The 21,321-nt window shown below is 36.1% G+C and carries 22 protein-coding genes; 8 read left to right on the top strand and 14 right to left on the bottom strand.

The features are described from left to right. Nucleotides 1-91: 91 nt before the first annotated feature. Genes ACQKM9_RS13635 through ACQKM9_RS13625 form a run of 3 tightly spaced genes read right to left on the bottom strand, consistent with a single transcriptional unit; the run spans nt 92 to nt 2,836 of the window. Nucleotides 92-1,081 (bottom strand): sensor histidine kinase, encoded by a 990-nt coding sequence (locus ACQKM9_RS13635; protein ID WP_427734879.1) that lies wholly within the window; start codon nt 1,079-1,081, stop codon nt 92-94. Between the two features lie 2 nt (nt 1,082-1,083). Next, a complete protein-coding gene (locus ACQKM9_RS13630; RefSeq protein WP_427734878.1) occupies nt 1,084-1,788 on the bottom strand; it encodes a winged helix-turn-helix domain-containing protein in 705 nt (234 codons plus the stop codon). Nucleotides 1,789-1,843: 55 nt separating this feature from the next. After that, nucleotides 1,844-2,836 carry a lipoate--protein ligase gene (locus tag ACQKM9_RS13625; RefSeq protein ID WP_427734877.1) on the bottom strand — a complete coding sequence of 331 codons (993 nt, stop codon included), beginning with the start codon at nt 2,834-2,836 and terminating at the stop codon, nt 1,844-1,846. Nucleotides 2,837-2,975: 139 nt separating this feature from the next. On the opposite strand from ACQKM9_RS13625, the gene yhfH reads away from it, so the two are divergent. Beyond that, complete coding sequence (yhfH, locus tag ACQKM9_RS13620) at nt 2,976-3,101, top strand: protein YhfH (protein ID WP_076034471.1); 126 nt, start codon at nt 2,976-2,978, stop codon at nt 3,099-3,101. A 208-nt stretch (nt 3,102-3,309) separates the two neighbouring features. Here yhfH and ACQKM9_RS13615 read toward each other — a convergent pair whose 3' ends face one another. The 9 genes from ACQKM9_RS13615 to hemE all read right to left on the bottom strand — a co-directional run bounded on the left by ACQKM9_RS13615 (nt 3,310) and on the right by hemE (nt 14,047). Then, nucleotides 3,310-5,784, bottom strand: a complete 2,475-nt coding sequence (locus ACQKM9_RS13615; RefSeq protein WP_427734876.1) for a YhgE/Pip family protein — start codon at nt 5,782-5,784, stop codon at nt 3,310-3,312. A gap of 69 nt (nt 5,785-5,853) precedes the next feature. Next, nucleotides 5,854-6,423: a TetR/AcrR family transcriptional regulator gene (locus tag ACQKM9_RS13610; protein ID WP_427734875.1), complete on the bottom strand. Its 570-nt coding sequence runs from the start codon at nt 6,421-6,423 to the stop codon at nt 5,854-5,856. 126 nt (nt 6,424-6,549) lie between these two features. Then, entirely contained in the window at nt 6,550-7,062 is a 513-nt protein-coding gene (locus tag ACQKM9_RS13605) for a FixH family protein (protein WP_427734874.1), read from the bottom strand. Between the two features lie 2 nt (nt 7,063-7,064). Beyond that, nucleotides 7,065-8,456: a sensor histidine kinase gene (locus tag ACQKM9_RS13600; RefSeq protein WP_427734873.1), complete on the bottom strand. Its 1,392-nt coding sequence runs from the start codon at nt 8,454-8,456 to the stop codon at nt 7,065-7,067. Next, nucleotides 8,453-9,136 (bottom strand): response regulator transcription factor, encoded by a 684-nt coding sequence (locus ACQKM9_RS13595; protein WP_427734872.1) that lies wholly within the window; start codon nt 9,134-9,136, stop codon nt 8,453-8,455. Before ACQKM9_RS13595 ends, ACQKM9_RS13600 begins: the two co-directional genes overlap by 4 nt. After that, entirely contained in the window at nt 9,133-10,092 is a 960-nt protein-coding gene (locus tag ACQKM9_RS13590) for a YncE family protein (RefSeq protein WP_427734871.1), read from the bottom strand. The genes ACQKM9_RS13595 and ACQKM9_RS13590 overlap by 4 nt, the downstream gene beginning before the upstream one ends. A 510-nt stretch (nt 10,093-10,602) precedes the next feature. Further along, nucleotides 10,603-12,021 (bottom strand): protoporphyrinogen oxidase, encoded by a 1,419-nt coding sequence (gene hemY / locus ACQKM9_RS13585; RefSeq protein ID WP_427734938.1) that lies wholly within the window; start codon nt 12,019-12,021, stop codon nt 10,603-10,605. A gap of 9 nt (nt 12,022-12,030) precedes the next feature. Continuing rightward, complete coding sequence (hemH, locus tag ACQKM9_RS13580) at nt 12,031-12,963, bottom strand: ferrochelatase (protein ID WP_427734870.1); 933 nt, start codon at nt 12,961-12,963, stop codon at nt 12,031-12,033. Between the two features lie 34 nt (nt 12,964-12,997). Further along, nucleotides 12,998-14,047: a uroporphyrinogen decarboxylase gene (gene hemE / locus ACQKM9_RS13575; protein WP_427734869.1), complete on the bottom strand. Its 1,050-nt coding sequence runs from the start codon at nt 14,045-14,047 to the stop codon at nt 12,998-13,000. Nucleotides 14,048-14,415: 368 nt separating this feature from the next. Here hemE and ACQKM9_RS13570 point away from each other — a divergent pair, with 368 nt between their 5' ends. Both ACQKM9_RS13570 and ACQKM9_RS13565 read left to right on the top strand, forming a co-directional pair. After that, nucleotides 14,416-14,934, top strand: coding sequence for an antibiotic biosynthesis monooxygenase family protein (locus ACQKM9_RS13570; protein ID WP_427734868.1), 519 nt, complete (start codon nt 14,416-14,418; stop codon nt 14,932-14,934). A gap of 82 nt (nt 14,935-15,016) precedes the next feature. Continuing rightward, nucleotides 15,017-16,186: a M20 family metallopeptidase gene (locus tag ACQKM9_RS13565; RefSeq protein WP_427734867.1), complete on the top strand. Its 1,170-nt coding sequence runs from the start codon at nt 15,017-15,019 to the stop codon at nt 16,184-16,186. Nucleotides 16,187-16,227: 41 nt separating this feature from the next. Here ACQKM9_RS13565 and ACQKM9_RS13560 read toward each other — a convergent pair whose 3' ends face one another. Both ACQKM9_RS13560 and ACQKM9_RS13555 read right to left on the bottom strand, forming a co-directional pair. Beyond that, complete coding sequence (locus tag ACQKM9_RS13560) at nt 16,228-17,409, bottom strand: ABC transporter permease (protein WP_427734866.1); 1,182 nt, start codon at nt 17,407-17,409, stop codon at nt 16,228-16,230. After that, nucleotides 17,402-18,142, bottom strand: a complete 741-nt coding sequence (locus ACQKM9_RS13555; protein WP_053418744.1) for an ABC transporter ATP-binding protein — start codon at nt 18,140-18,142, stop codon at nt 17,402-17,404. Before ACQKM9_RS13555 ends, ACQKM9_RS13560 begins: the two co-directional genes overlap by 8 nt. Nucleotides 18,143-18,248: 106 nt before the next feature. On the opposite strand from ACQKM9_RS13555, the gene ACQKM9_RS13550 reads away from it, so the two are divergent. From ACQKM9_RS13550 to ACQKM9_RS13530, 5 genes are all read left to right on the top strand, one after another. Continuing rightward, nucleotides 18,249-18,674, top strand: coding sequence for an HIT family protein (locus ACQKM9_RS13550; protein WP_427734865.1), 426 nt, complete (start codon nt 18,249-18,251; stop codon nt 18,672-18,674). 150 nt (nt 18,675-18,824) lie between these two features. Continuing rightward, nucleotides 18,825-19,352, top strand: coding sequence for a tryptophan transporter (locus ACQKM9_RS13545; protein WP_053418746.1), 528 nt, complete (start codon nt 18,825-18,827; stop codon nt 19,350-19,352). A 186-nt stretch (nt 19,353-19,538) separates the two neighbouring features. Beyond that, on the top strand, nt 19,539-19,904 hold the full coding sequence (locus ACQKM9_RS13540) for a YtxH domain-containing protein (protein WP_427734864.1): 366 nt from the start codon (nt 19,539-19,541) through the stop codon (nt 19,902-19,904). 142 nt (nt 19,905-20,046) lie between these two features. Then, the gene (locus ACQKM9_RS13535) at nt 20,047-20,565 is read left to right on the top strand and encodes an HTH-type transcriptional regulator Hpr (RefSeq protein ID WP_427734937.1); all 519 of its coding nucleotides are present in this window, start codon (nt 20,047-20,049) and stop codon (nt 20,563-20,565) included. Nucleotides 20,566-20,726: 161 nt separating this feature from the next. Beyond that, the gene (locus ACQKM9_RS13530) at nt 20,727-21,272 is read left to right on the top strand and encodes a DUF3267 domain-containing protein (RefSeq protein ID WP_427734863.1); all 546 of its coding nucleotides are present in this window, start codon (nt 20,727-20,729) and stop codon (nt 21,270-21,272) included. Nucleotides 21,273-21,321: the final 49 nt, after the last annotated feature.

The following is a 21,321-nucleotide window of genomic DNA, read 5'->3' as shown; positions in this document are numbered from 1 at the left end:
CAAAAGCATCTCTTCATCTTTTATCCGAGAGACCGAAGTGACTCGAGCAACTGGCGTCCGAAGCCGGAGACTATGAAATACTGAGGACGCTCTACGAACGATTAAACAAAACCTTCATCTCCGTCCCTTTCCCAACCTCAGATTCAATTAATAACTGGTGCCCTAATTTATCACAAACCTCTTGTGCTAAATATAAACCCATCCCCGTCGATTCACCCGTTTTACGTCCATTCTCACCTGTGAAAAAGGGACGTGTTACACGCTTCAAATCTGATGAAGGTATACCTATACCTTCATCTCTAATTGTCAGTTCAATATGGTTTTCCATAATGTCCGTGGATAAATATATTTTTTTACCCTCTTCAAACGTATATTTAATTGCATTTGTAATAAATTGACCAATAATAAATTTCATCCATTTTGAATCAGTTGGAACCCTAAGACTTTCATCTATCGCAATATCAGGATAAACACGATGAGCAATAAATAAGCGTTTATGCTCATTAACTGCCTCAACAACCATTTGACGAAGTTCAACTTGTTCAATTTTCATGTCCTCTTCAAATGTATCGATTCTTGCATTCATCAATACGGTCTCAAGACTACACTTCATACGGTCAACTTCTTCTTGCACACTCTTCTTATCTAATTCACCCTCTTCTTGTAATAGTAATTCTAATACAGCAAGAGGTGTTTTCATTTGATGTACCCATTGATTCATGAATTGTAAATGTCGATTTTGCTTCGCATATAAAGCCTGTACTTCAAGTTGATATATTTTATAAAGCGTGTGGATGAACACCTCTGTTTGCAAATGCTCTGGTGTTTTTGCATTTTTTTGTAATGCATCTTCCATTGCTCTAGGCTTAACAGATATCTTTTTATAAAAAGATTGGCGCATAATATAACGAGTGGCTAAATATGTGAACGTTAATATTAATGTAATCACTATGGAGTACACTGCAGTATCTACATTTCGGAAACCGTCTAGCCAATATAACACTAAAATAAATAACACTAATAACACTTCAAAAAAGACTAATGTAATATTATCCTTCAGAAATAATCTGACATTCGGCATTATTAAGACTCCTCTGAGTGTAATACAAACCGATAACCCGCGCCTCTAACTGTTTCAATCGTCGACTGAACTTCATAATCTGACAGCTTCTTTCGTACACGAGTCATGTTCACATTTAACGTATTCTCATCTACAAATGCTTGATCGTCCCACAACTCTTCTAGTAATTGCTCTCGAGAAACAACTTTAGGAGCTTGTCCCATCAACATTTCTAATATTACACATTCTTTTTTTTGCAACGGAATTTGAACTTGTTTAGTATGCAATTCCATACGTTCCAAAAACAAATGCAGCTGACCTTGTTTTACAGTTCTCTCTTCTTGCTTAGTAGCATATTCTCCAAATGACCGACGTAAATGACTCTTTATTTTTGCTAGGACGATTTCGTAATGGAACGGTTTCGTAATGAAATCATCTCCACCATTTTCAAGTGCAAAAATTTGATCCATTTCGCCTGAACGAGCTGATATAAAAATAATTGGACAAGTCGTTAACTGTCTAAGCTGACGACACCAATAATATCCATCATAAGAAGGTAAATTAATATCAAGCAAAACAAGATGAGGATTGAACGCCGTAAACTCTTCAAGGATACTATCAAAAGATTCTACAGTTTTTACTTCATAATGATATTTGCGCAAAGTATCAGCAAGTAACGAAGCAATTTTCAAATCATCCTCTACGATTAATATACGATGAGTATTCATTCCACTCTCCCCTTCATCTTGACCGCAATTTCAAACATTATGCTGTCAAATTTAATTAATAAATCAATTGTATAAATTGTTCTTTCGTAACACCGCCAAAGTATGTTGGTACATCGATAGCATTTAGTGCTTCCTCAATAACATTGCGTTCGTAATTTTTCCCTACTAATGCTTGTTCTACATCTGCCATATCACCAACGCCAAAGAAATCGCCGAAAATATGTACTTCCTCCATAACACCTTTTTTCACTTCCAAACGCACATCAATACTTCCTGAAGGGAAACGTTGAGAACGTTGTACGTTAAATTTTGGAGATTGTCCATAATTCCAATCCCATTTTTGATAACGTTCTTCAGATAATTTGTAGATATTAACCCAGTCTTCATCAGTTAGCTCATAATATTGTATATTCTCTTCGCCATCGAAAATTGATTTTAAGATTTCCAAACGGAATTCTTCTACTGTCATTGGTTCATTCATAAATTCTGTAATATTCGCTACACGCGATCGAATCGATTTGATTCCTTTTGATTGGATTTTCTCTTTTTTCACTTTTAATGCTGATACAACGGCATCAATTTCTGTATCAAACAATAATGTACCATGGCTGAACATACGACCTTTTGTTGAGAATTGAGCGTTACCTGATATTTTACGACCTTCAGCCATAATATCATTACGACCTGATAATTCAGAGTTAATACCCATTTTTTGTAACGCATCCACTACCGGTTGTGTGAACTTTTTAAAGTTTCGGAAGCTATCTCCATCATCTTTTGTTAAGAAACTGAAGTTTAAATTTCCTAAATCATGATACACAGCACCACCACCAGATAATCGACGTACAACGATGATACCATTATCTGCAACATAATCAGTATTTATCTCTTCTATTGTATTTTGATTTCGACCAATAATGATTGAGGGTTGATTGATATAGAACAGTAAAAAAGAATCTTTCTCTACATCCATCGTTTTTAACGCATACTCCTCAATTGCTAAGTTAATGCGTGGATCTGTAATACCTTTATTATCTATAAAAAACATTCATTTCACTCCTCTTTAGTGTCTCAACAATTATTTTAACTTAAAATTAGGTTTTTGTATTGACATAAATGTCTGTGTTATAATACAATACATAATAACGAAACAGTAATATAACAGATTACTTAGGAGGCGAAACACAATGTTAGAAAATGTCGTTGAATTTTTCAAAAATTTACCCGCAAAACAATGCACTGTATGCGGCGAAAAAATAGAAGAACAAAGCGAGTGCTATTCAAACACTTGTGAACATTGCAATTCTCTTTAATCGTTAATTATTGATCAACCGAATTCCCCATTCGATTGATAGCTCACATTCATCACTAATTGAACCTTAGAGATGAACCTATATTAAATCGCTTACTTTTGAAAAAGCGAAGAGAGCCTGAACCACTCTCTTCGCTTTTTCTTTTTACATAAAATGCTTCACAAAAAAAGGTTAAAGGGCATATTTCACCCTTTAACCTTTTTCAATATTATTCAGTTACTGCGTCAGTATTTGAATGACGTTTTTTAAACATTAATGCAAAGTATCCAAAAGTAATGGCTAAACAAACAACCATGAATCCTAATAGAATACCTCCATTTGTCCAGAAGAAGCTCATATCTCCAGTAGAAATCGCAGCTTTAAATCCTTGGACAGAGTATGTCATTGGTAATAACGTATTAAAAATGTGTAATGGTTTTGGTACTAATTCTAATGGGAATGTACCTGCACTAGTTGTCAATTGTAGTATCAAGATTAGAATAGCTACAAAACGACCTGGATCTGAGAAAATTGATACTAACATTTGAGTTAATGATAGGAATGTATAACTTGTAACTATCGCCATTAAAATGAAAGCACCCATATTAACAGGTTCAAGTTTTAGACCCCAAACGACTATCGCCACTGCAGCCAATGATTGAATTAATCCAACCACTGCCAAAACAGCTACTTTACTAGTAAACCATGAAATACCGTTAATCGGTTTTATCGCTGGTTCAACTAATGGGAAGACGATTGTGATTAATAGTGCACCTACAAATAGACCAAGTGCTAAGAAGTATGGCGCAAAACCTGTACCGTAGTTCGGTACTGCGTTAATTTCTTGTTTCTCAACCGCTACTGGTTCACCGACCATGTCATAAGTTTTTTGCGTTGTTTTTACTTCAGCGGCTTGTTCATTCGCTTCTTTCAATTTTCCTTGTAATGTGTTTGAACCATCTTTTAGTCCAGATGTTCCGTCTTTTAATTGACTTGAACCATCTTGTAGTTTTTCTAGGCCAGTTATAAGTGATGTAGTACCACCGCTTAATGTAACTAAACCTGTTGATAGTTTACTAGAACCATCTTGTAATTGACCCATACCACTTGTTAAGGATTGTGTACCATTTGCAAGTTGTGATGAACCATCAGCTAATTGTGATGAACCTGATTGCAATTTATTGAAACCACCAGATAGATCAGTTAAGCCAACTTGTAATTGACCTGCTCCAGCATCTAGTTTTTTAGCGCCAGCAATTGATGTACTCCAATTAGAAGCCAATTGATCAGTACCTGCTGCTAATTGTTTTGTACCAGGAGTCAATTCTCCACTCACTGTTTTATTCATTTTATCTAAACCAGCTGCAACTGTTGCTGCACCTTGTTTTAATTCTACTGCCTTATCAGACGTAGGTATTTCCATAGTTGAAACTTGATTGTTTAGTTGTGCTGTTCCCTCACTTAACGCAGCAGCAGTTGCACTGACTTTAGTAGCAGTTGCATCAATCTTTCCTGCTGATTGAAGTAAAGCACTTTTTTGTTCTTCAGAAATATTCATAGCCTTAATTTGCTTAACTAGCTCTTTTGTATCCGCTGCTAAACCTTGTGATCCTGCACTTAAACCAGCAGCTCCATCATTTGTATCCTTAACGCCCTGTTGCAAGGCTGGAACTTTTGCAGTCATAGCACCTAGACTGTCTACAAGTTGCGTAACTCCTGCAGAAACATTTTGTGCACCTGGTGCTAATTGACCTAATCCTGTACTTAACGTGCCAACACCTGTATTTACTTTTTGTGCACCGTCGTTTAGTGCATTAATATTTGCTGTATTTCCTTCTAAACCTTGCACTAAAGTTTCGGTACCTTTTTTCAATTCTGTTGAACCAGATTGTAATTGGCTTGAACCGTCTTTAGCAGATAGAATACCTGCATTCAAATCTGCAGATCCTTTTGCTAAAGATAAAGCACCTTGGTTTAACGCACCTGCACCATCTGCTGCTGAATTAATACCATTTTTTAAATCTGTTGATCCTTTTGCTGCTGTTATAGCACCACCATTTAATTGAGTAGCACCATCTGCTGCACTGCCAATACCGTCTTTTAATTGACTAGCACCGTCTTTTAATTTGTTAGAGCCCTTTTCAAGTTTTGAAGCACCATCTGCTGCCTCACCGAAACCGTCTCCTAATTTTGCAATAGTTTTAAATAGCGTTTCAGCATAAGTAGCAGAAACATTTTTATTTACTTCTGCACGCACAAGCTCCATTGCTGAATTACCAATTTGTCCACCTAAGAAGTTGTATCCTTCATTTGGTCGATAAATAATTTTCATTTGTTCAGGATTATCTTCTAATAAAGTACCAGCATTTTCTGAGAAGTTTTCGGGAATTTCAATTAAAATATAATAATCGCGATTCTTTAATCCTTCCTCCCCTTTTTCCTTAGATACTTCAACAAATTTAAATTCTTTACTATCTCGTAAATTTTCTGCTAAATCCTTACCTATTTGCATTTCTATTCCTTCTATTTCAGCGCCTTTATCATTGTTGACAAGAGCAACAGGTAAATCCTGTAAGTGTGAGTACGGATCCCAGAAAGCCCATAGGAACATACCTGCATATAGTACAGGAACGAAAAGAACTGCAATAATAGCAATCAGCATTTTTTTCGTGCGGAGAATTTTCGCAAACTCAGCCTTAATCATTCTTCATTCCTCCTACAAAACTATGTGACTAAATATCTCAATCAGTCATTTTCATTCAAAAAAAGAGTCTCACGGTAAGAGACCTCGAAAAATGGTATCTCGAAACATTGAAGCTATTTTCTCTTCTGACAGTTCAAAATCATGCGTTTCTCCCCAGTCAGCAACAAAACCAAAATACATTTTTAATAATAAGTATGCAACTAGATCTGGTTCACATTCCCGAATTTCACCTTTGCTAATCGCTGTTTTAATTTTGTCACCCACAAAATCAACAATTTCTTGTTCAATTCGAATGAGCACATGTTTCACAGCAGGTGTTCTAAGTTCCTTTTCTTCTTCTATCAATTTTGCATACAGAAGATGTACTTCTCGAAACTCTAATATTTTCATTAACACCGCGTGTGCATTTTGCTGGAATGGTTGCTCTGCTGAGATTACTTCGTCCGCTGCCGTTTTCATTTCTTGGATCATTTTCACGACAATTTCTTGAAAAAGGATTTCTTTATTACTAAAAAAAGTATAAATTGTTCCTTTCCCTACGTTCGCGATTTTCGCTACTTGATCCATCGTTGTAGCTTTATATCCAAAAAGAGAAAATGACTTCGAAGCCGCTTCAAGTATTTCTTGTCTGCGGTCCATTTTGTTTCTCACCAACTTTCGTTTTGAATAAAAATGACCAGAAAACCGTTTCAGTCATCTGGTCATTTATTCTACACGCAACAATGGAAAGTTGCAAGTGTTTTCCATACATAGTAACAAGCTATTTTATTTTGATGAATGATCAGATGATTCTTCATCTTTATTATCATCCATTTTCATGTGATCCATACCTTTTGAACTGTTATTTGATTCTTCTTTCACTTTATTCATATCTGGATTTCCCACAACTATTTTTTGTTTGGGCATGACATGTAGACCTCTTGCATTTGTGTGAGCATGCATGTAGTAAACTCCATCATGATCAAAAGTGATAGCCGCTTTGTACTGACCCTTTTCATCCAGTTTACCTTCAATCATTTGCCCATCTTCACGCAGACCAGATTCCCATACTTCAAATTTCACGTCATCTGCATCGTTCACATCTTCTCCACCTTGTGTTACATGTGCAGCTAATTCAATCTCTTTATTTGCCTCCACTTTTTCTGGAGTTAAAATATCAACTTTTACTTCGACAGTTGTTCCTTCATTATTTGACACATGTTCTTCTTTCTTTTCATCATTATTACATCCTGCAAGTAAACCTACAATCACTAATAAACCCATCATCCATTTCTTCATTATTAAAACTCCTCTACCATTGGTATTTGTATTGTAATTGTTGTTCCTTTTCCAAACTCACTATCAATTTGCCAAGTACCTTCATGCAATTTAACAAGCTGATCAACTATTGAAAGACCTAATCCACTTCCGCCATCACTACGACTTCTCGCTTTATTTACTCTATAAAATCTCTCTGTTACATGAGGTAGATCCTCAGCTGGAATCCCGATACCATGATCTTCTATTTGAATGCTTACAAATTGTCCATTTGTTTTTGCAGTTATTTCTATTGATGTCTTTTCATTAGAATAACGTATTGCATTTTCTATTAAGTTTATGAAAATTTGCTTTAATTTCTCTTCATCTGCATTAACTATGATATCCTCACTGACATCTATATTCACTTTCATGTCCTTTTTAAGCGCTTGTTGCTCTGTTAATAACACTACCTCACGAATTGTTTCTGCGAGTGGTAAAGGAAATAACGCAATCGGTTCAGATAAGTTAGTTGCTCGTGATAATTGTAACAATTCATTTGTCAGTTTTTCCATACGATTAGCTTCTCGGACGATTAAGGAAATCGTTTCATGCTGTTCTTGTTCGGGAATTAACCCTTCTTGAATAGCTTCTCCGTATCCTTTCACATAACTAATAGGAGTTCGTAATTCATGTGATACAGTAGCTAAAAAACTCTTTTGCTTCTCATCATTTTGTTGAATAGCAGTTGCCATTTTGTTAAAGGTTTTTGATAACTGGCCTATTTCGTCCTTTGATGTAACTTGGACTCTCATTTCATAATTTCCTTCAGCCATTTTCTCTGCAGCATTTTGTAATGCATTAAGAGGTTTCATAATATGACCTATTCCTTTATAAATACCCAAACCTACAATTATTAAAAATACTGCTGCACTTCCTAATAAAAAAATAACTTCTTTAGATGCCAATTCCGATATTTTTGCTAACGGGAAATATATATAAATAATACCTTCTAAACGGTTTTGATCTGTTAGCGGAATAATAACAGAAATAATTTGGCGATCGAAGCGCTCCTCATATCCCATTTTGGTGACAGTTTGTTCTTGTAAAAGTCGCTGCCGCTCTTCTGCACCAATCAATGTTTTGTAATCAATATCAAATGGTACACAAGCACTTAGTTCACGTGGATTCTTAACTGCAAATACGGAGACATCTGAGTAATTAGTGTAATTATCAATTTGCGCGATCAAATCATCGGTTACTTTACCGCCTTCATAAATCGTTGCCAATTTCTCCCCAACTTCAATCATCGACTGTTCCGTATCCTTAACATACAATCGTTCATATAAAAAATCGGTTAGTATGTACATAAAAAGAACAGTTAGTGTTAAGAAGATTAAAATCATTGCCCAAATACGCGTGGACAGTTTTTTCATATTCTTACCTCGAAACGATAGCCTAGCCCCCATACTGTGTGAATAAATTGACCAGCTTCTTTCCCTAGTTTTAATCGAAGTGTTTTTATATGCGTATCTACCGTTCTGGTTCCCCCTGCATAATCTAGACCCCATAATTTCTCTAATAATTGTTCACGTGTATGAACCGTATTTTCATTTGTCATAAATAAATGTAATAAGTCAAATTCTTTTAACGTTAGGGGAATTACATTTCCTGCTACAAATACTTTTCTAGATACCTCGTCCAAATCAATTGTCCCTTTACATAAATGCTTTACTTGTACCTCCACTGGAGCATTTCCCGTGCGACGTAACACGGCTATTATTCGAGCCACAAGTTCTGTTGATGTAAATGGTTTTACAATGTAATCATCCGCACCAATCGTTAAACCTTTTACCTTGTCCTCATTTGCGTCCTTTGCAGTTAGGAAAATGATTGGTACATTCGATGTTTTACGAATTTCTTCGCATACTTGAAAGCCATTTATACCTGGCATCATAACATCGAGCAATATTAAATCTACTTTCGCTTGAGCGAGGGTTGTTATAGCAACGTTGCCATTTTCAGCTTGTAGTGTTTGAAATCCTGACTTTTTTAACATCATGTGGATTAAATTCCTCATATCTTGTTCATCATCTACAATTAGAATGGATGTCATTCGCTCATCTCCCTTACAATCAGTTGAAATGGTCCTTTATCAACTTTCACTTTCTTTGTAACATTATTCTTTTTCATAAAGTATAATGTGTCATCATCGTACCCTGCCACTACGACATATTGTTCAAAAAGTTGTACCGCAAATGGATTAGCACCAATTTCTTGTGCACTCAATACATGACCTTCCTCATTTACTTCATATAATTGACTTTGCCCATGGCTGACAACATATATTCGGTCATCGTCATTCGCAAAACCGATTGGCATCATAGGTAGTGAAAGTTCACGCTTCTTCTGCCCCTTATTTATATCAAAAATATCGACAGTCGTATTCGGTTTCATACCTGCACCGTGTCCGCCTAGCCATAGTTCTTTTCTTTTTTCTAAAATAATCATCCCGTGAGAGGATTTTGGAATTTGCCACTTTTCTTTCACTTCAAGAGACTCTGCATCAAGAACAGAAAGTTTTGTGTCTTTATAATTAACTACATATAAATTTTGTCCGTTGGTAACCATCGACATCGGATAATTACCTACCTTCTGCTCAGCGATTTGCTCGCCTTGACTAGTATAAGACGTAACACGATTCGTTTTGCCATTTGATATGTAGAGTATTTTCTTATTTGGTGCATAGATGGCATTCGTTACTCCAGCACCAGTTGCAATGGAATACGCCACTTCACCGGTACTTAAATTATAAACGTCCGCACTCTCTAGTTGATTACCATAAAGCAGTAAATATTGCTGGCCAATCAAAGTAGCACCTGTGTACGCTTTCTCTAATTGCCAAGTAGCAAAAACCTTAAGATCTTTATTTACAAAAGTTACTGAAGGCTGCTGTATATTGACTGCTGCGATAAAGGAAGTATCTGCTGGAATCGCTGGGTACGCATCCTTTCCACATCCAACAAGGAGTAATAAGACAAATAATATGATGACCGTAACACGCTTTTTCAACTCTATCCCCCTCCCCTTTTCATCATACTGTATAAATGTGAAATAATAATGAAAGAAAGCAGAGCAAATTGTGAACAAATTGAAATGCTAAAGACTCCAGTCAAGCTGCGACAAGCACTGGAGGACTTGAAACAAAAGCATCTTTCCAGCTTTTGTCCGAGAGACCGAAGTGACCCGAGCAGCTGGCGTCCGAAGCTGGACACAATGAAATGCTGAGGACGCCAGTCAAGCTGCGACAGGCACTGGAGGACTTGAAACAAAAGCATCTTTCCAGCTTTTGTCCGAGAGACCGAAGTGACCCGAGCAGCTGGCGTCCGAAGCTGGACACTATGAAATGCTGAGGACGCCCATCTAAAGGAACATAACCTAAATTCACGGCGTCCTGCCGCAACGGTTATGTGACCCACATCCTGTTGGCCACAAGAATTACATAGAACGATTAATATAAAAAGTTACAAAAAAATCGCTCTTCTGTAGGCTATATGTAAACCAACGAAAAGAACGACTCCATTATTCAAATAACTTTATTAATAACTCATCCACTGCGTTTCGAGCCTGGTCAACACAATTAGGTAAGCTTGTTCCTTCATACGAACTCCCTACCAACTTCATTGCAGGATAATGTTCATTTAATTCTTGTTTAGCTAATTTTACACGCTGAGCGTGACCAACTTTATACTGAGGCATAGCTTCTTTCCATCTTGAAACAACCGTAAATAATGGACTCCCTTTTAGCGGGGTAACTCTATTTAAATCTTGTAAGACAATCTTTTCAATTTCACCATCCGATAAATCAACAATCGCTTCATCGCCTGAGCGTCCTATATAGACTTCCAATAAAGCATAGCCCTCTGGAACAGATGACGGCCATTTTCGATGTACCCACGAACAAGATGTAATTGAAAAATCACTATTACGCGCAACATTGAATCCAGAGCCAGTAAAACTATCATCCATTGCTTCAATGGGAAATGCCATCGATACGGTAGCAATAGTTGTTAGTGGAATATCTTGCAATCCTTGTAACAAACCTTGTTTGGCAAACATTTTTTGAGTTATAAGATGTGGTGTAGCTAAAATTACTGCATCTGCGGCAATTGAGGACTTATTATTCAATGATAATGTGACTTGATGCGCTGTTTTTGCAATCGATTCAACTTTGACACTTTTTAAAATAGTCGTATCTATAAGTCGTCCCTCTAATGCCTCTATCAACGTTTCAAGACCATTTATAAAAGTTTGGTATGGACGATCTTCAATGCCCTTCGAGTCATGAGAGATCACAGTAAGTGCCTTTTTCATACCTGTCATTAAACTTCTATATTCTTTTTCCATTTCAATTAGTTCTGGAAAAGTCGCTTGTAAACTAAGCTGTTCTATATCTCCAGAAGAAACACCTAATAAAAGTGGCTCTATAATATTCTCGACTGTTTCCTTACCGAATCTTCTACGTATAAATTTTCCTAATGGCTGATCTTCTTGTATTCGAGAACGAGGAAACCATAGGTCACATGTAGCACGTATTTTACCACTCCATGACACAATATCAGAAGCTAAAAATGAAGAAAACTTTGTGGGAATCCCTAAAATCGAACCTACTGGTACTGGATATAGTTTATCATTGACAGTAATGTACCTTTGACCTGCTTCACTTCGAATGAGCTGGTCTTCGATACCTAAGTCTTTTACTAATTTGGCCATACTATTATTGTTATCAATAAATGAGTTTGGACCGCGTTCAATGATAAAATTTTCCTTGCGCACAGTTTGAATCTTGCCACCTAAACGATGAGAAGATTCAATCAGTACTATTTCTAATGGAAGTTTTTTCTCTTTAGCCTCTTTTTGCAAATAGAACGCAGCAGCTAAGCCTGTAATCCCACCACCGATAACAGCTACTCTTTGCTTTTGTTCAGTCACATCAATCATCACTTTCTATTAGGCTTGAGATAACGTTTTATTAATAACATCAACCATAGCATCGATGAATAATGGATCATCGTTTGGCATAGCTGGACGACGATAGTTAGCGCCTAATTCTTCACAAACAACACGACATTCATAGTCATTGTCATACAAAACTTCTAAATGTTCCGCAGTAAAGCCTACTGGTGTATAAACAAATGAACGGAAGCCTTTTTCATTGTATAGTTCACGAGTTAAATCTTGAACATCTGGCCCTAGCCAAGGCTCTGGTGTTTGACCAGCACTTTGCCAGCCTACTTCCATATGTTCTACTCCTGTTTCATTTTGAAGAATTTCAGCTGTCTCATGAAGTTGGTCCGCATACGGGTCACCTAATTTAACAATCTTTTCAGGTAATGAGTGGTTAGAAACAATTAGGCAAGCTGTTTTACGTTCTTCTTCTGACATATCAGCAAACGCTTCATTGATTTTTTCTGTCCAATATTGGATGAATTTCGGCTCTTTGTACCAGCTCTCAACTGAAGTGATTGTTAAACCACCTAATTCTTCAGCTTTTTCTTTCGCACGGCCATTGTACGATTTAATAGAGAATGTTGAGAAGTGAGGTGCAAGTACGATGGAAACTGCTTCAGTAATACCGTCTTTATGCATTGCTTCAACTGCATCTTCTACGAATGGCGCAATATGTTTTAGACCAATATATAATTTGTACTCTACTTCATCTTGAACTTCATTTAAACGAGCACATAATGCTGCTGCTTGTTTACGAGTTGTTTCAGCAAGCGGAGAAATACCACCGATAGCTTGATAACGACTACGTAAGTCTTCGATTAACTCTTCGCTAGGTTTGCGACCATGGCGAATATGTGTATAGTATGTTTCAATTTCATCTTCGTTGTTTGGTGTACCATAAGCCATAACTAATAAGCCCATTGTTTTTTTCATCGTAATTTCACCTCAAAAAATTATTTACTACTTATTAAAAACGTACTTTAACTTGCTCTGCACTGTACTCATGAATAAGTGTTGTTAAACGTTTTAAAACATCTGGATCTACTGAAGGGAACACGCCGTGTCCTAGGTTGAAAATATGACCTGGTACTTCTAAGCCTTGGTCAATAATTGCTTTTGTGCGTTCTTCAATAATAGACCAATCAGCTAATAATAGTGTTGGATCTAAGTTACCTTGAACTGGTTTAGTCATACCCATAGCACGCGCTTCTTTAATCGGCAAACGCCAATCTAAGCCAACAACATCTACCGGTAAATCATGCCACTCCATTGCTAAGTGGCTTGCGCCTACACCGAATGTGATCATCGGAACATCTAACTCTTTTAGCTCACTAAATATTCTTGTCATAACTGGTTTAATGAAGATACGGTAATCTTCTTTACTTAGTGCTCCAACCCATGAATCGAAAATTTGGAATGCCTTAGCCCCTGCTCCAACTTGCGCTTTAATATCCACAATAATCATATCCGCTAACTTGTCCATTAACATGAACCAAGCTTGTGGCTCAGAGACCATGAATGATTTTGTTAAGCTGTAGCTTTTAGAAGGACCGCCTTCAATCATATAGCTTGCAAGTGTAAATGGAGCGCCCGCAAAACCGATTAACGGTACATCTAATTGTTCTTCAGTTAAAAGTTTTATTGTATCAAGCACGAATGGTACATGTTCTTCAGGATTAAATTCGCGTAAAGCTTCTACATCCTTTACAGAGCGAATTGGGTTTGAAATTACTGGACCAATACCTGCTTTAATCTTTACATCAACACCCATACCTGGTAGTGGCGTTACGATATCTTTATATAAAATAGCTGCATCAACATTATAATTTTGTACCGGTAAATGTGTCACATAAGCACACAATTCTGGTTGATGAGTAATTTCCTCTAATGAGTATTTTTCTTTAATCTTACGGTATTCAGGCTGTGAACGCCCTGCTTGACGCATATACCAAACAGGAGTATAGGCTGTCCTCTCTCCACGTGCTGCGCGTAAAAGCGTATCATTAATCTTTCTCATGAATAGATTCATTCCCTTCATATATAAAAGTTATTCTTTTCGACTTTCGTATCCGTTTTCACTATAGTCGTTTCCCATGTTATTGTATAGTTTTCCGCCCGAATTGTCATGAAAATGTTTGTAATGTTGACATCTTTTCGACAAAGATGTCTGACAATCTCATAACCCTCAAATTCTTTTAATATATTTTACTTATTATCGATATATCAAACATATAATTATTAATTGTGCGCATTATAATGTTTACTTAATATAAACTATGGCTAAATATTATATACAAATGCATGCTAAAAGCACCCGGCTCGAGCAACTAGCCACTGAAACTGATTATATTTAAGAACACTCAAATTAAATAGGAGGCGTTATTATTGAATATTTATTTAACATCTGGAACTCCAGAATTTATGGAGAACTTACGAAAAAAATACTCTAATGAAAAAATGATTGTATTACATGGCACTGGCAACTCTATGTTGCTACATGAGTCAGAGAGAAAATCTGTATTCCAAACCCCTAGAAGCTACGAAGTAATCGATTCAATTAATGAATTAGAAGACAAAGGTTTCTTTGTAATGAATCATCTACCTGTTTCTGATGAAGGCCGTCCTCTATTTGAACATCGCTTTTTAAGTCGTTCGCATGTAATTGAATCAGATCCTGGTTTCAAAGCATACCGTCTACTTAAACCTCTCAATTCCGAAACTTATATTGTCTTAACGGAATGGTCAGGTCCAACTTCCTTTGAAGCTTGGAAAGTATCAAAAGCATATAAAGACGCTTTTGAAAAGCAAGTTGCTGCAGCAGGTATTGAAAATCGCAACATTTTCACAAGTAAAGCGTATGTACAAACTTATACCACTGCAAAAAATGAAGAAACTGAAGATTAATTTCTAAAGTCGAGTCAAGCGCTCGGCTTTTTTGATATAATAAAGCAATTCAAGAATACTAATTATGAGTGGGGTATAGCAGATGAAACTACAGCTTTTTGATAAACTAGATGCTTCTTATAAAGACATGGTGCAAATTCGCCGCCATTTACATATGTATCCTGAAGTTTCTTTTAATGAGACTGAAACAGCTAAGTATATACAAAAATTTTACGATCAGCTCGGCGTTGTTTATGAAGCGAATGTTGGTGGCAACGGGGTTGTTGCTCGCATTAAAGGGGCAAAACCTGGTAAAACGATTGCATTACGAGCAGATTTTGATGCACTTCCTATTCAAGAATTAAACGATGTTCCCTATAAATCAACTGTCGCTGGTGTTATGCATGCTTGTGGTCATGATGGTCATACAGCCACATTACTACAACTGGCAAAAGCACTTCATGAAATGCGCGATCAACTAGCTGGTGAATATGTCATCATTCATCAACATGCTGAAGAAATAGCGCCTGGTGGAGCAAAGCCTATGGTAGAAGCGGGATGCTTGGATGGAGTCGATGCTGTATTTGGTACACATTTATGGTCACAAACACCATTTGGCACTATTGAACATCGTTCTGGCCCTATGATGGCTTCAGCAGATCGCTTCGAAATTTCTATACACGGTCGCGGTGGACATGGCGCAATGCCACAAGATACGATTGATACAGTAACAGTTGGGGCTCAGCTTGTTACAAATTTACAGCAAATTGTTTCTCGTCGAGTAGACCCTATTAAATCGGCAGTAGTAACAATCGGTTCCTTCCATGCTGGAGATACTTTTAATGTGATTGCAGGAGAAGCTAAAATGTCAGGTACTGTACGAACATTTTTACCTGAAGTCCGTGATCTAGTGGAAACTGAAATTGAACGTATTATTAAAGGTACATGCCTTGCAGCTGATTGTGCCTACACATTCGAATACATTAGGGGCTATCCAGCTGTTGTCAATCATGAAAAAGAGTCTGCTTTCCTTTTTGACATCGCGAAGGATATTCCTGGCGTAATTGAAGTAGTTGAATGTGCTCCACTTATGGTTGGGGAAGATTTTTCGTACTATCTAGAAAAGGTACCTGGTGTATTCTTCTTTACAGGTGCAATGCCTGAAGGAACTGCGTATGCTCATCATCATTCAAAATTTGATTTCCGTGAAGAAGCAATGTTGATTGCTGCTAAAACGTTAGGTGCAGCAGTACTTGATTATCAAAATATATAACAAAAAAATCCTGAGACATTTTCACTGTCCCAGGATTTTCTTTATTTTGTCATTCGTAATGTAAGCTCGCCAACGATTAACATTATCACAGGTCCAACATAAAATAATGGGTTACCTATGCCACAAATTAATACGATAACCACTTGTACAATATTTACTACTCGAACAATTTTATGAACTGCTAGTTTACGATAAACTGCAGGTAATGGATATAACATATACATACTGAAGTCTGTTGAAGAAATTAATGCTTGCTTCAACTGAATTGTCGTCGCAAATGCAAGCGCTGCTAAAAAGACGCCAACCGCAACAGGCATATTAATGATAAAAGCGCCTATTCCCGCTATCGCCGTTAAGCGTACCCATAAATAGAAATGGTCATCTGTACGAACGAAAGTGCGGAACACCAAATAGGCTTGTGTATTTTCTTTTTTAAACGGCACCATTTTATATAGCGCATCCAACCACTGACGTCTTTTAATGCTACCATGTATGTGCGGTACATCCGTAAAATAATTAGCAAAGCGATAAAGACGCAACATACGATTTTGCTCAAGCTTTACGAAATGCTCATAGGGAAAGGGATGCCTAGTCTTTTGTTTCATCCAAGTATAACCATAATAGATTACTGGAGTAGCAACAATAATCATCATCCATACATTCATTAATAACACTGATGCTAGAACAGTAATGGAAATCAGTACTCTTACAATGCGATCTCCCCATACTGCTTGTCCTCTATTAGCCCAACGAAATGCAAAGTCAACTTGTACATTCCACCATTTCATGAACACAACAACTACAAATGCTAATCCGATTGTTTCAGTAGATACTTGTCCTATTTGCTTTAACATAGGTAGAGCTATGATAAACGGTATAACAACGACAAGAATCTGTGACCAAAAAGTCCAATTCAAAGCCTTCTTTAAATAAATTGGAAGCTTCGTCTCAAGTGGCAATAAGTAAACTTGGTCTGGCTCACGGATTAATGTGGTAGGACTACTAAATGCTAATAGAAAACCTAATACTATTGCAGTTACTAATATAGAAGGAAAATCGATTGGATTGGTTTTCAGCCACTCACTGTATTGATAACCACCAGCACCGATGATGAATACAAGTACGATTGCCATATGCCCAGTAAAGACATACTTCATATACTTTTGCACTTCATTTATATAATGAAAGAAGCGTGTACGCCACACATCATGCAAGCTATTCATGTTCTTGCTCCTTCGTCATTGCGATGTATAAGTCGTCCAAAGTTGCACCAGGCATATTGAATGCTTGGCGTAAGTCATTCATCGTCCCTTGTGCGCGAAGTCGGCCATTATGTAACAATAAAATACGGTCACAATGTTTTTCAGCCGTCGATAATATATGTGTAGACATCAATATAGATGCCCCGTCTTTTTTCTTTTCATCCATATGATCTAATAATGATTGAATACCTAGAGGATCTAGCCCTAAAAATGGCTCATCAATAATATATAATGATGGATTAACTAAGAATGCACACATAATCATCACTTTTTGACGCATCCCTTTTGAGAAATGAGACGGGAACCAGTTTAAACGCTTTTCCATACGGAATTCTTTTAATAATGGCTCAGAGCGTTCTTTTAATGTTTGTTCATCCAAACCATATGCCATTGCAGTTAATTCTAAATGTTCTTTCAAAGTTAATTCATCATATAATACAGGTGTTTCTGGAATATATGAAAATGAGGAACGATATTGATCCATATTTTCCTTTATTGTGATCCCATTTAGAAGAATGTCTCCACTTTTTTGAGTCATTAATCCGATGATGTGTTTAATTGTAGTACTTTTCCCTGCCCCATTCAGTCCAATTAGTCCGACTAGTTCTCCAGGTTGAATTGTAAAGGATAAATCATGAATAACAGGTTTTCTCGTATAACCACCTGTTACGGATTGTAATTCTAATACTGTCATTCCTCGTCACTCCTATTCTTCTTACAGTTTATCAAAATTTTCGCAATCTAGCAGTTACCAATATGGTAAAATAAAAAGCAAAATGATGAAAGGTGTGTTTTTTTCTATGAGCGATTGTTTATTTTGTAAAATTATCGACGGTTCAATTCCTAGTATGAAAGTTTACGAAGACGAATTTGTCTATGCCTTTATGGATATTGGGCCCTTATCAAAAGGTCATACATTATTAATTCCTAAAGAGCACGTGGCAAACATTTTTGAAATGTCTTCTGAAGTAGCTTCGAATCTCTTTGCCGTTGCACCTAAAATAGCTAATGCTATAAAAGATACCTTCAACCCAGCTGGCATGAACTTAGTAAATAATAACGGTGAAGCGGCAGGACAAACTGTATTCCACTTTCATTTACACTTCATACCAAGATATGATGAAACAGATGGATTTAAACCTACTTGGATTACAAAACCAGATGAATATACGCCAGTAATTTTAGCTAATTTAGCTGAACAAATCATTACCAACCTAAATAAATAGGACTAACTCCCTTTTTATTACTATTATATAATAGTATTGATTTCCCGATAATTTACCTGTATTATCATGTATAAGTTTCGCTTCCGATCACGAGGATACGGAAGGAAATAACAAAAGTTGAGCTCAGTGTAGCTTTAGGAGAGATGAGAAATGAATACGAAGAATTTAGTTTTAATGGCACTTTTAGTTGGTGTAGGTGCGGCATTATATGTCGTAATTCCAGGAATTAATGGTGGTATGAAGCCAGACTTCATGCTAACGATGATGTTTATCGGAATCTTATTATTCCCTGGTATTAAGGAAGTTTTCTTACTAGCGATAACAACAGGCGTGATTTCAGGCTTATTTTCAACATTCCCAGCTGGATTTGTACCGAATATTATCGACAAATTAGTAACAGCATTTATTTTCTATGCAGCAGTTGTATTATTACAAAAGTTTGCTCAGAAAATTGCAGTATCGGCTGTTCTTGCCGGTGTAGGTACGATTATTTCAGGAAGTGTTTTCTTAGGTTCTGCAATACTAGTTGTTGGCGCGAAAATTCCATTTACAGCATTATTTATAACAGTTGTACTACCTGCTGTTGCCATTAACGTCGTAGCATTTATTATTATTTACCCAATCATCATTAATTTGGTTAAACGTTCGAAATTTAATACATCTTTAACACATGCCTAAATACTAAAAATAAAAAGATAATATAATTCTGAAGGTCACTATCTACAATACTATAGATAATGACCTTCTTTTTAATAGCTACAAATAATAAATAATTTTTGTTTTAATTTCTTTTATTGAATATCATGTTTTATTATAGTAAAAGAAGGATATACATAGTTTAAAGTAGGAAGGAGAAACGAAAAAATGAAAACATCTACATTTTTACTCGGCTTAACAACTGGAGCAATCGGTGGTATGGTAGCTGTTCTTTTATCTACACCACAATCAGGTAAAGAATTTAGAACATCATTGCAAACTACTAAAGAGGATCTTCAAAATAGACTTGCTGATATAAAAGGTTCTATTGAGAACATAAAAAATGAAGCTCAACAAACCATTCCTAAGGTGATTGAAGAATCAAAAGAATCTTTTGCTTCTTGGCAAGCTGAGACAGCGCCTATTCAAGAAAATCTACAACAAGAAATTGCTTCCTTACAAAGCTCTGTGGAAGAAATCGAAAAACATCTAGCAGAATTCCAAAATCGTAAAAACCAAAAAAATAATGAATAAAATTATACGATAAAAGTATATTTTTTGAGAAAAATAATTAAACTAATATAAAAATATATTTTTTGTACTATTTTATATTGGAAAACGATTGTTTATTATTTACAAATAATGTTATAATGTTAGAAAATTGCGAAAGTTGGTGATAGCTATGTCTGAAGACTTGTATACGGTTCGTGAAGCTATGCTTTACAGCCAAAGAATCGCCCAGCTATCGAAGGCCCTTTGGAAAGCTGCTGAAAAAGATTGGCAAGCATGGATTAAACCATATGATTTGAATATCAATGAGCACCATGTATTATGGATTGCTTCTAATCTTCAAGGCGCATCGATTTCTGATATAGCAAAATTTGGTGTAATGCACGTATCGACCGCATTTAATTTCTCTAAAAATTTAGAGGAGCGTGGATTGCTTGCATTTTCTAAACGTAATGACGATAAGCGAAATACATATGTTGAGCTCACCGAAAAAGGTAAGTCATTACTTGTTGAATTGACAGAAAATTACAAGAGATCTAAACAAAGTGTTCTTGAAGGCTCACTTCCTTTAAAAGAAATGTATGGTAAATTCCCTGAATTATTAGACCTTATGGCTATTATTCGTAATATCTACGGGGATGATTTCATGGATATTTTTGAAGGTTCCTTACGCAATATTGAATAATATTTAAAACGAGTTCAACCTGAGTATTGCTCCAATCGTTCAATACTCAGGTATGAAAACGCTATCTTTTTTTTAATATAAAATGACTTGATTTTCCTTATGAAAACCATTAATGTTAGGTTTCGAAGATTATCATATATTGAAATTGGAGATGCTAAACCTTGCATTGCTGGAAAACAATTAATGTACAGAAACAATACGGCCACGATCGTATTTTTTTATTGTCTACTATAATCGTCATTAGCGTATTTTCTATCTTTTATATAGTTTTAAATATATTTAAAGAAGATCCGTTATCTGATCACTTATTCCCGCTCTTTTTAATGGTCTTTTTTATGATTTACCCTGCTCATAAGCTGCTACATTTTATTCCATTATTTAATTATCGTAAAAGTTTGCGCTTTTCCATCGAGAAACAATATAGTTTTTTACCTGTATTGTCGATGCGTATTCATGAGCCTATATTAAAAAGTCGTTATGTTTTTGCATTACTCGTACCATTTATTCTACTGAACTTAGTTTTAATAATTGGCGCGATAATGTTTCCACCCTTTAGACATTACTTTTCGATTTTGTTGGCTTATCACTGTGGACTTTGCTTAATTGATCTATTGTATGTCAAACATCTTAGACATTCGCCTAAAACGGCATTGATTGAAGAAACAGATAAGGGGTTTGAAATTTTAGTTCCATCATCCAACCAATGATGATTAACTTGTCATTTCTGTTCTTTGTTTGTTATGCTTATGATGTAGA

Source organism: Viridibacillus sp. NPDC093762 (assembly GCF_050279675.1).
GTDB lineage: Bacteria > Bacillota > Bacilli > Bacillales_A > Planococcaceae > Viridibacillus.
This window is presented reverse-complemented; position numbering and strand designations above follow the sequence as displayed.

Coding starts and splice junctions, on each gene's coding strand:
- ACQKM9_RS13635 (WP_427734879.1), bottom strand. CDS start 1,081: ATGCCGAATGTCAGATTATTTCTGAAGGATAATATTACATTAGTCTTT.
- ACQKM9_RS13630 (WP_427734878.1), bottom strand. CDS start 1,788: ATGAATACTCATCGTATATTAATCGTAGAGGATGATTTGAAAATTGCT.
- ACQKM9_RS13625 (WP_427734877.1), bottom strand. CDS start 2,836: ATGTTTTTTATAGATAATAAAGGTATTACAGATCCACGCATTAACTTA.
- yhfH (WP_076034471.1), top strand. CDS start 2,976: ATGTTAGAAAATGTCGTTGAATTTTTCAAAAATTTACCCGCAAAACAA.
- ACQKM9_RS13615 (WP_427734876.1), bottom strand. CDS start 5,784: ATGATTAAGGCTGAGTTTGCGAAAATTCTCCGCACGAAAAAAATGCTG.
- ACQKM9_RS13610 (WP_427734875.1), bottom strand. CDS start 6,423: ATGGACCGCAGACAAGAAATACTTGAAGCGGCTTCGAAGTCATTTTCT.
- ACQKM9_RS13605 (WP_427734874.1), bottom strand. CDS start 7,062: ATGAAGAAATGGATGATGGGTTTATTAGTGATTGTAGGTTTACTTGCA.
- ACQKM9_RS13600 (WP_427734873.1), bottom strand. CDS start 8,456: ATGAAAAAACTGTCCACGCGTATTTGGGCAATGATTTTAATCTTCTTA.
- ACQKM9_RS13595 (WP_427734872.1), bottom strand. CDS start 9,136: ATGACATCCATTCTAATTGTAGATGATGAACAAGATATGAGGAATTTA.
- hemY (WP_427734938.1), bottom strand. CDS start 12,021: ATGATTGATGTGACTGAACAAAAGCAAAGAGTAGCTGTTATCGGTGGT.
- hemH (WP_427734870.1), bottom strand. CDS start 12,963: ATGAAAAAAACAATGGGCTTATTAGTTATGGCTTATGGTACACCAAAC.
- hemE (WP_427734869.1), bottom strand. CDS start 14,047: ATGAGAAAGATTAATGATACGCTTTTACGCGCAGCACGTGGAGAGAGG.
- ACQKM9_RS13565 (WP_427734867.1), top strand. CDS start 15,017: ATGAAACTACAGCTTTTTGATAAACTAGATGCTTCTTATAAAGACATG.
- ACQKM9_RS13560 (WP_427734866.1), bottom strand. CDS start 17,409: ATGAATAGCTTGCATGATGTGTGGCGTACACGCTTCTTTCATTATATA.
- ACQKM9_RS13555 (WP_053418744.1), bottom strand. CDS start 18,142: ATGACAGTATTAGAATTACAATCCGTAACAGGTGGTTATACGAGAAAA.
- ACQKM9_RS13550 (WP_427734865.1), top strand. CDS start 18,249: ATGAGCGATTGTTTATTTTGTAAAATTATCGACGGTTCAATTCCTAGT.
- ACQKM9_RS13545 (WP_053418746.1), top strand. CDS start 18,825: ATGAATACGAAGAATTTAGTTTTAATGGCACTTTTAGTTGGTGTAGGT.
- ACQKM9_RS13540 (WP_427734864.1), top strand. CDS start 19,539: ATGAAAACATCTACATTTTTACTCGGCTTAACAACTGGAGCAATCGGT.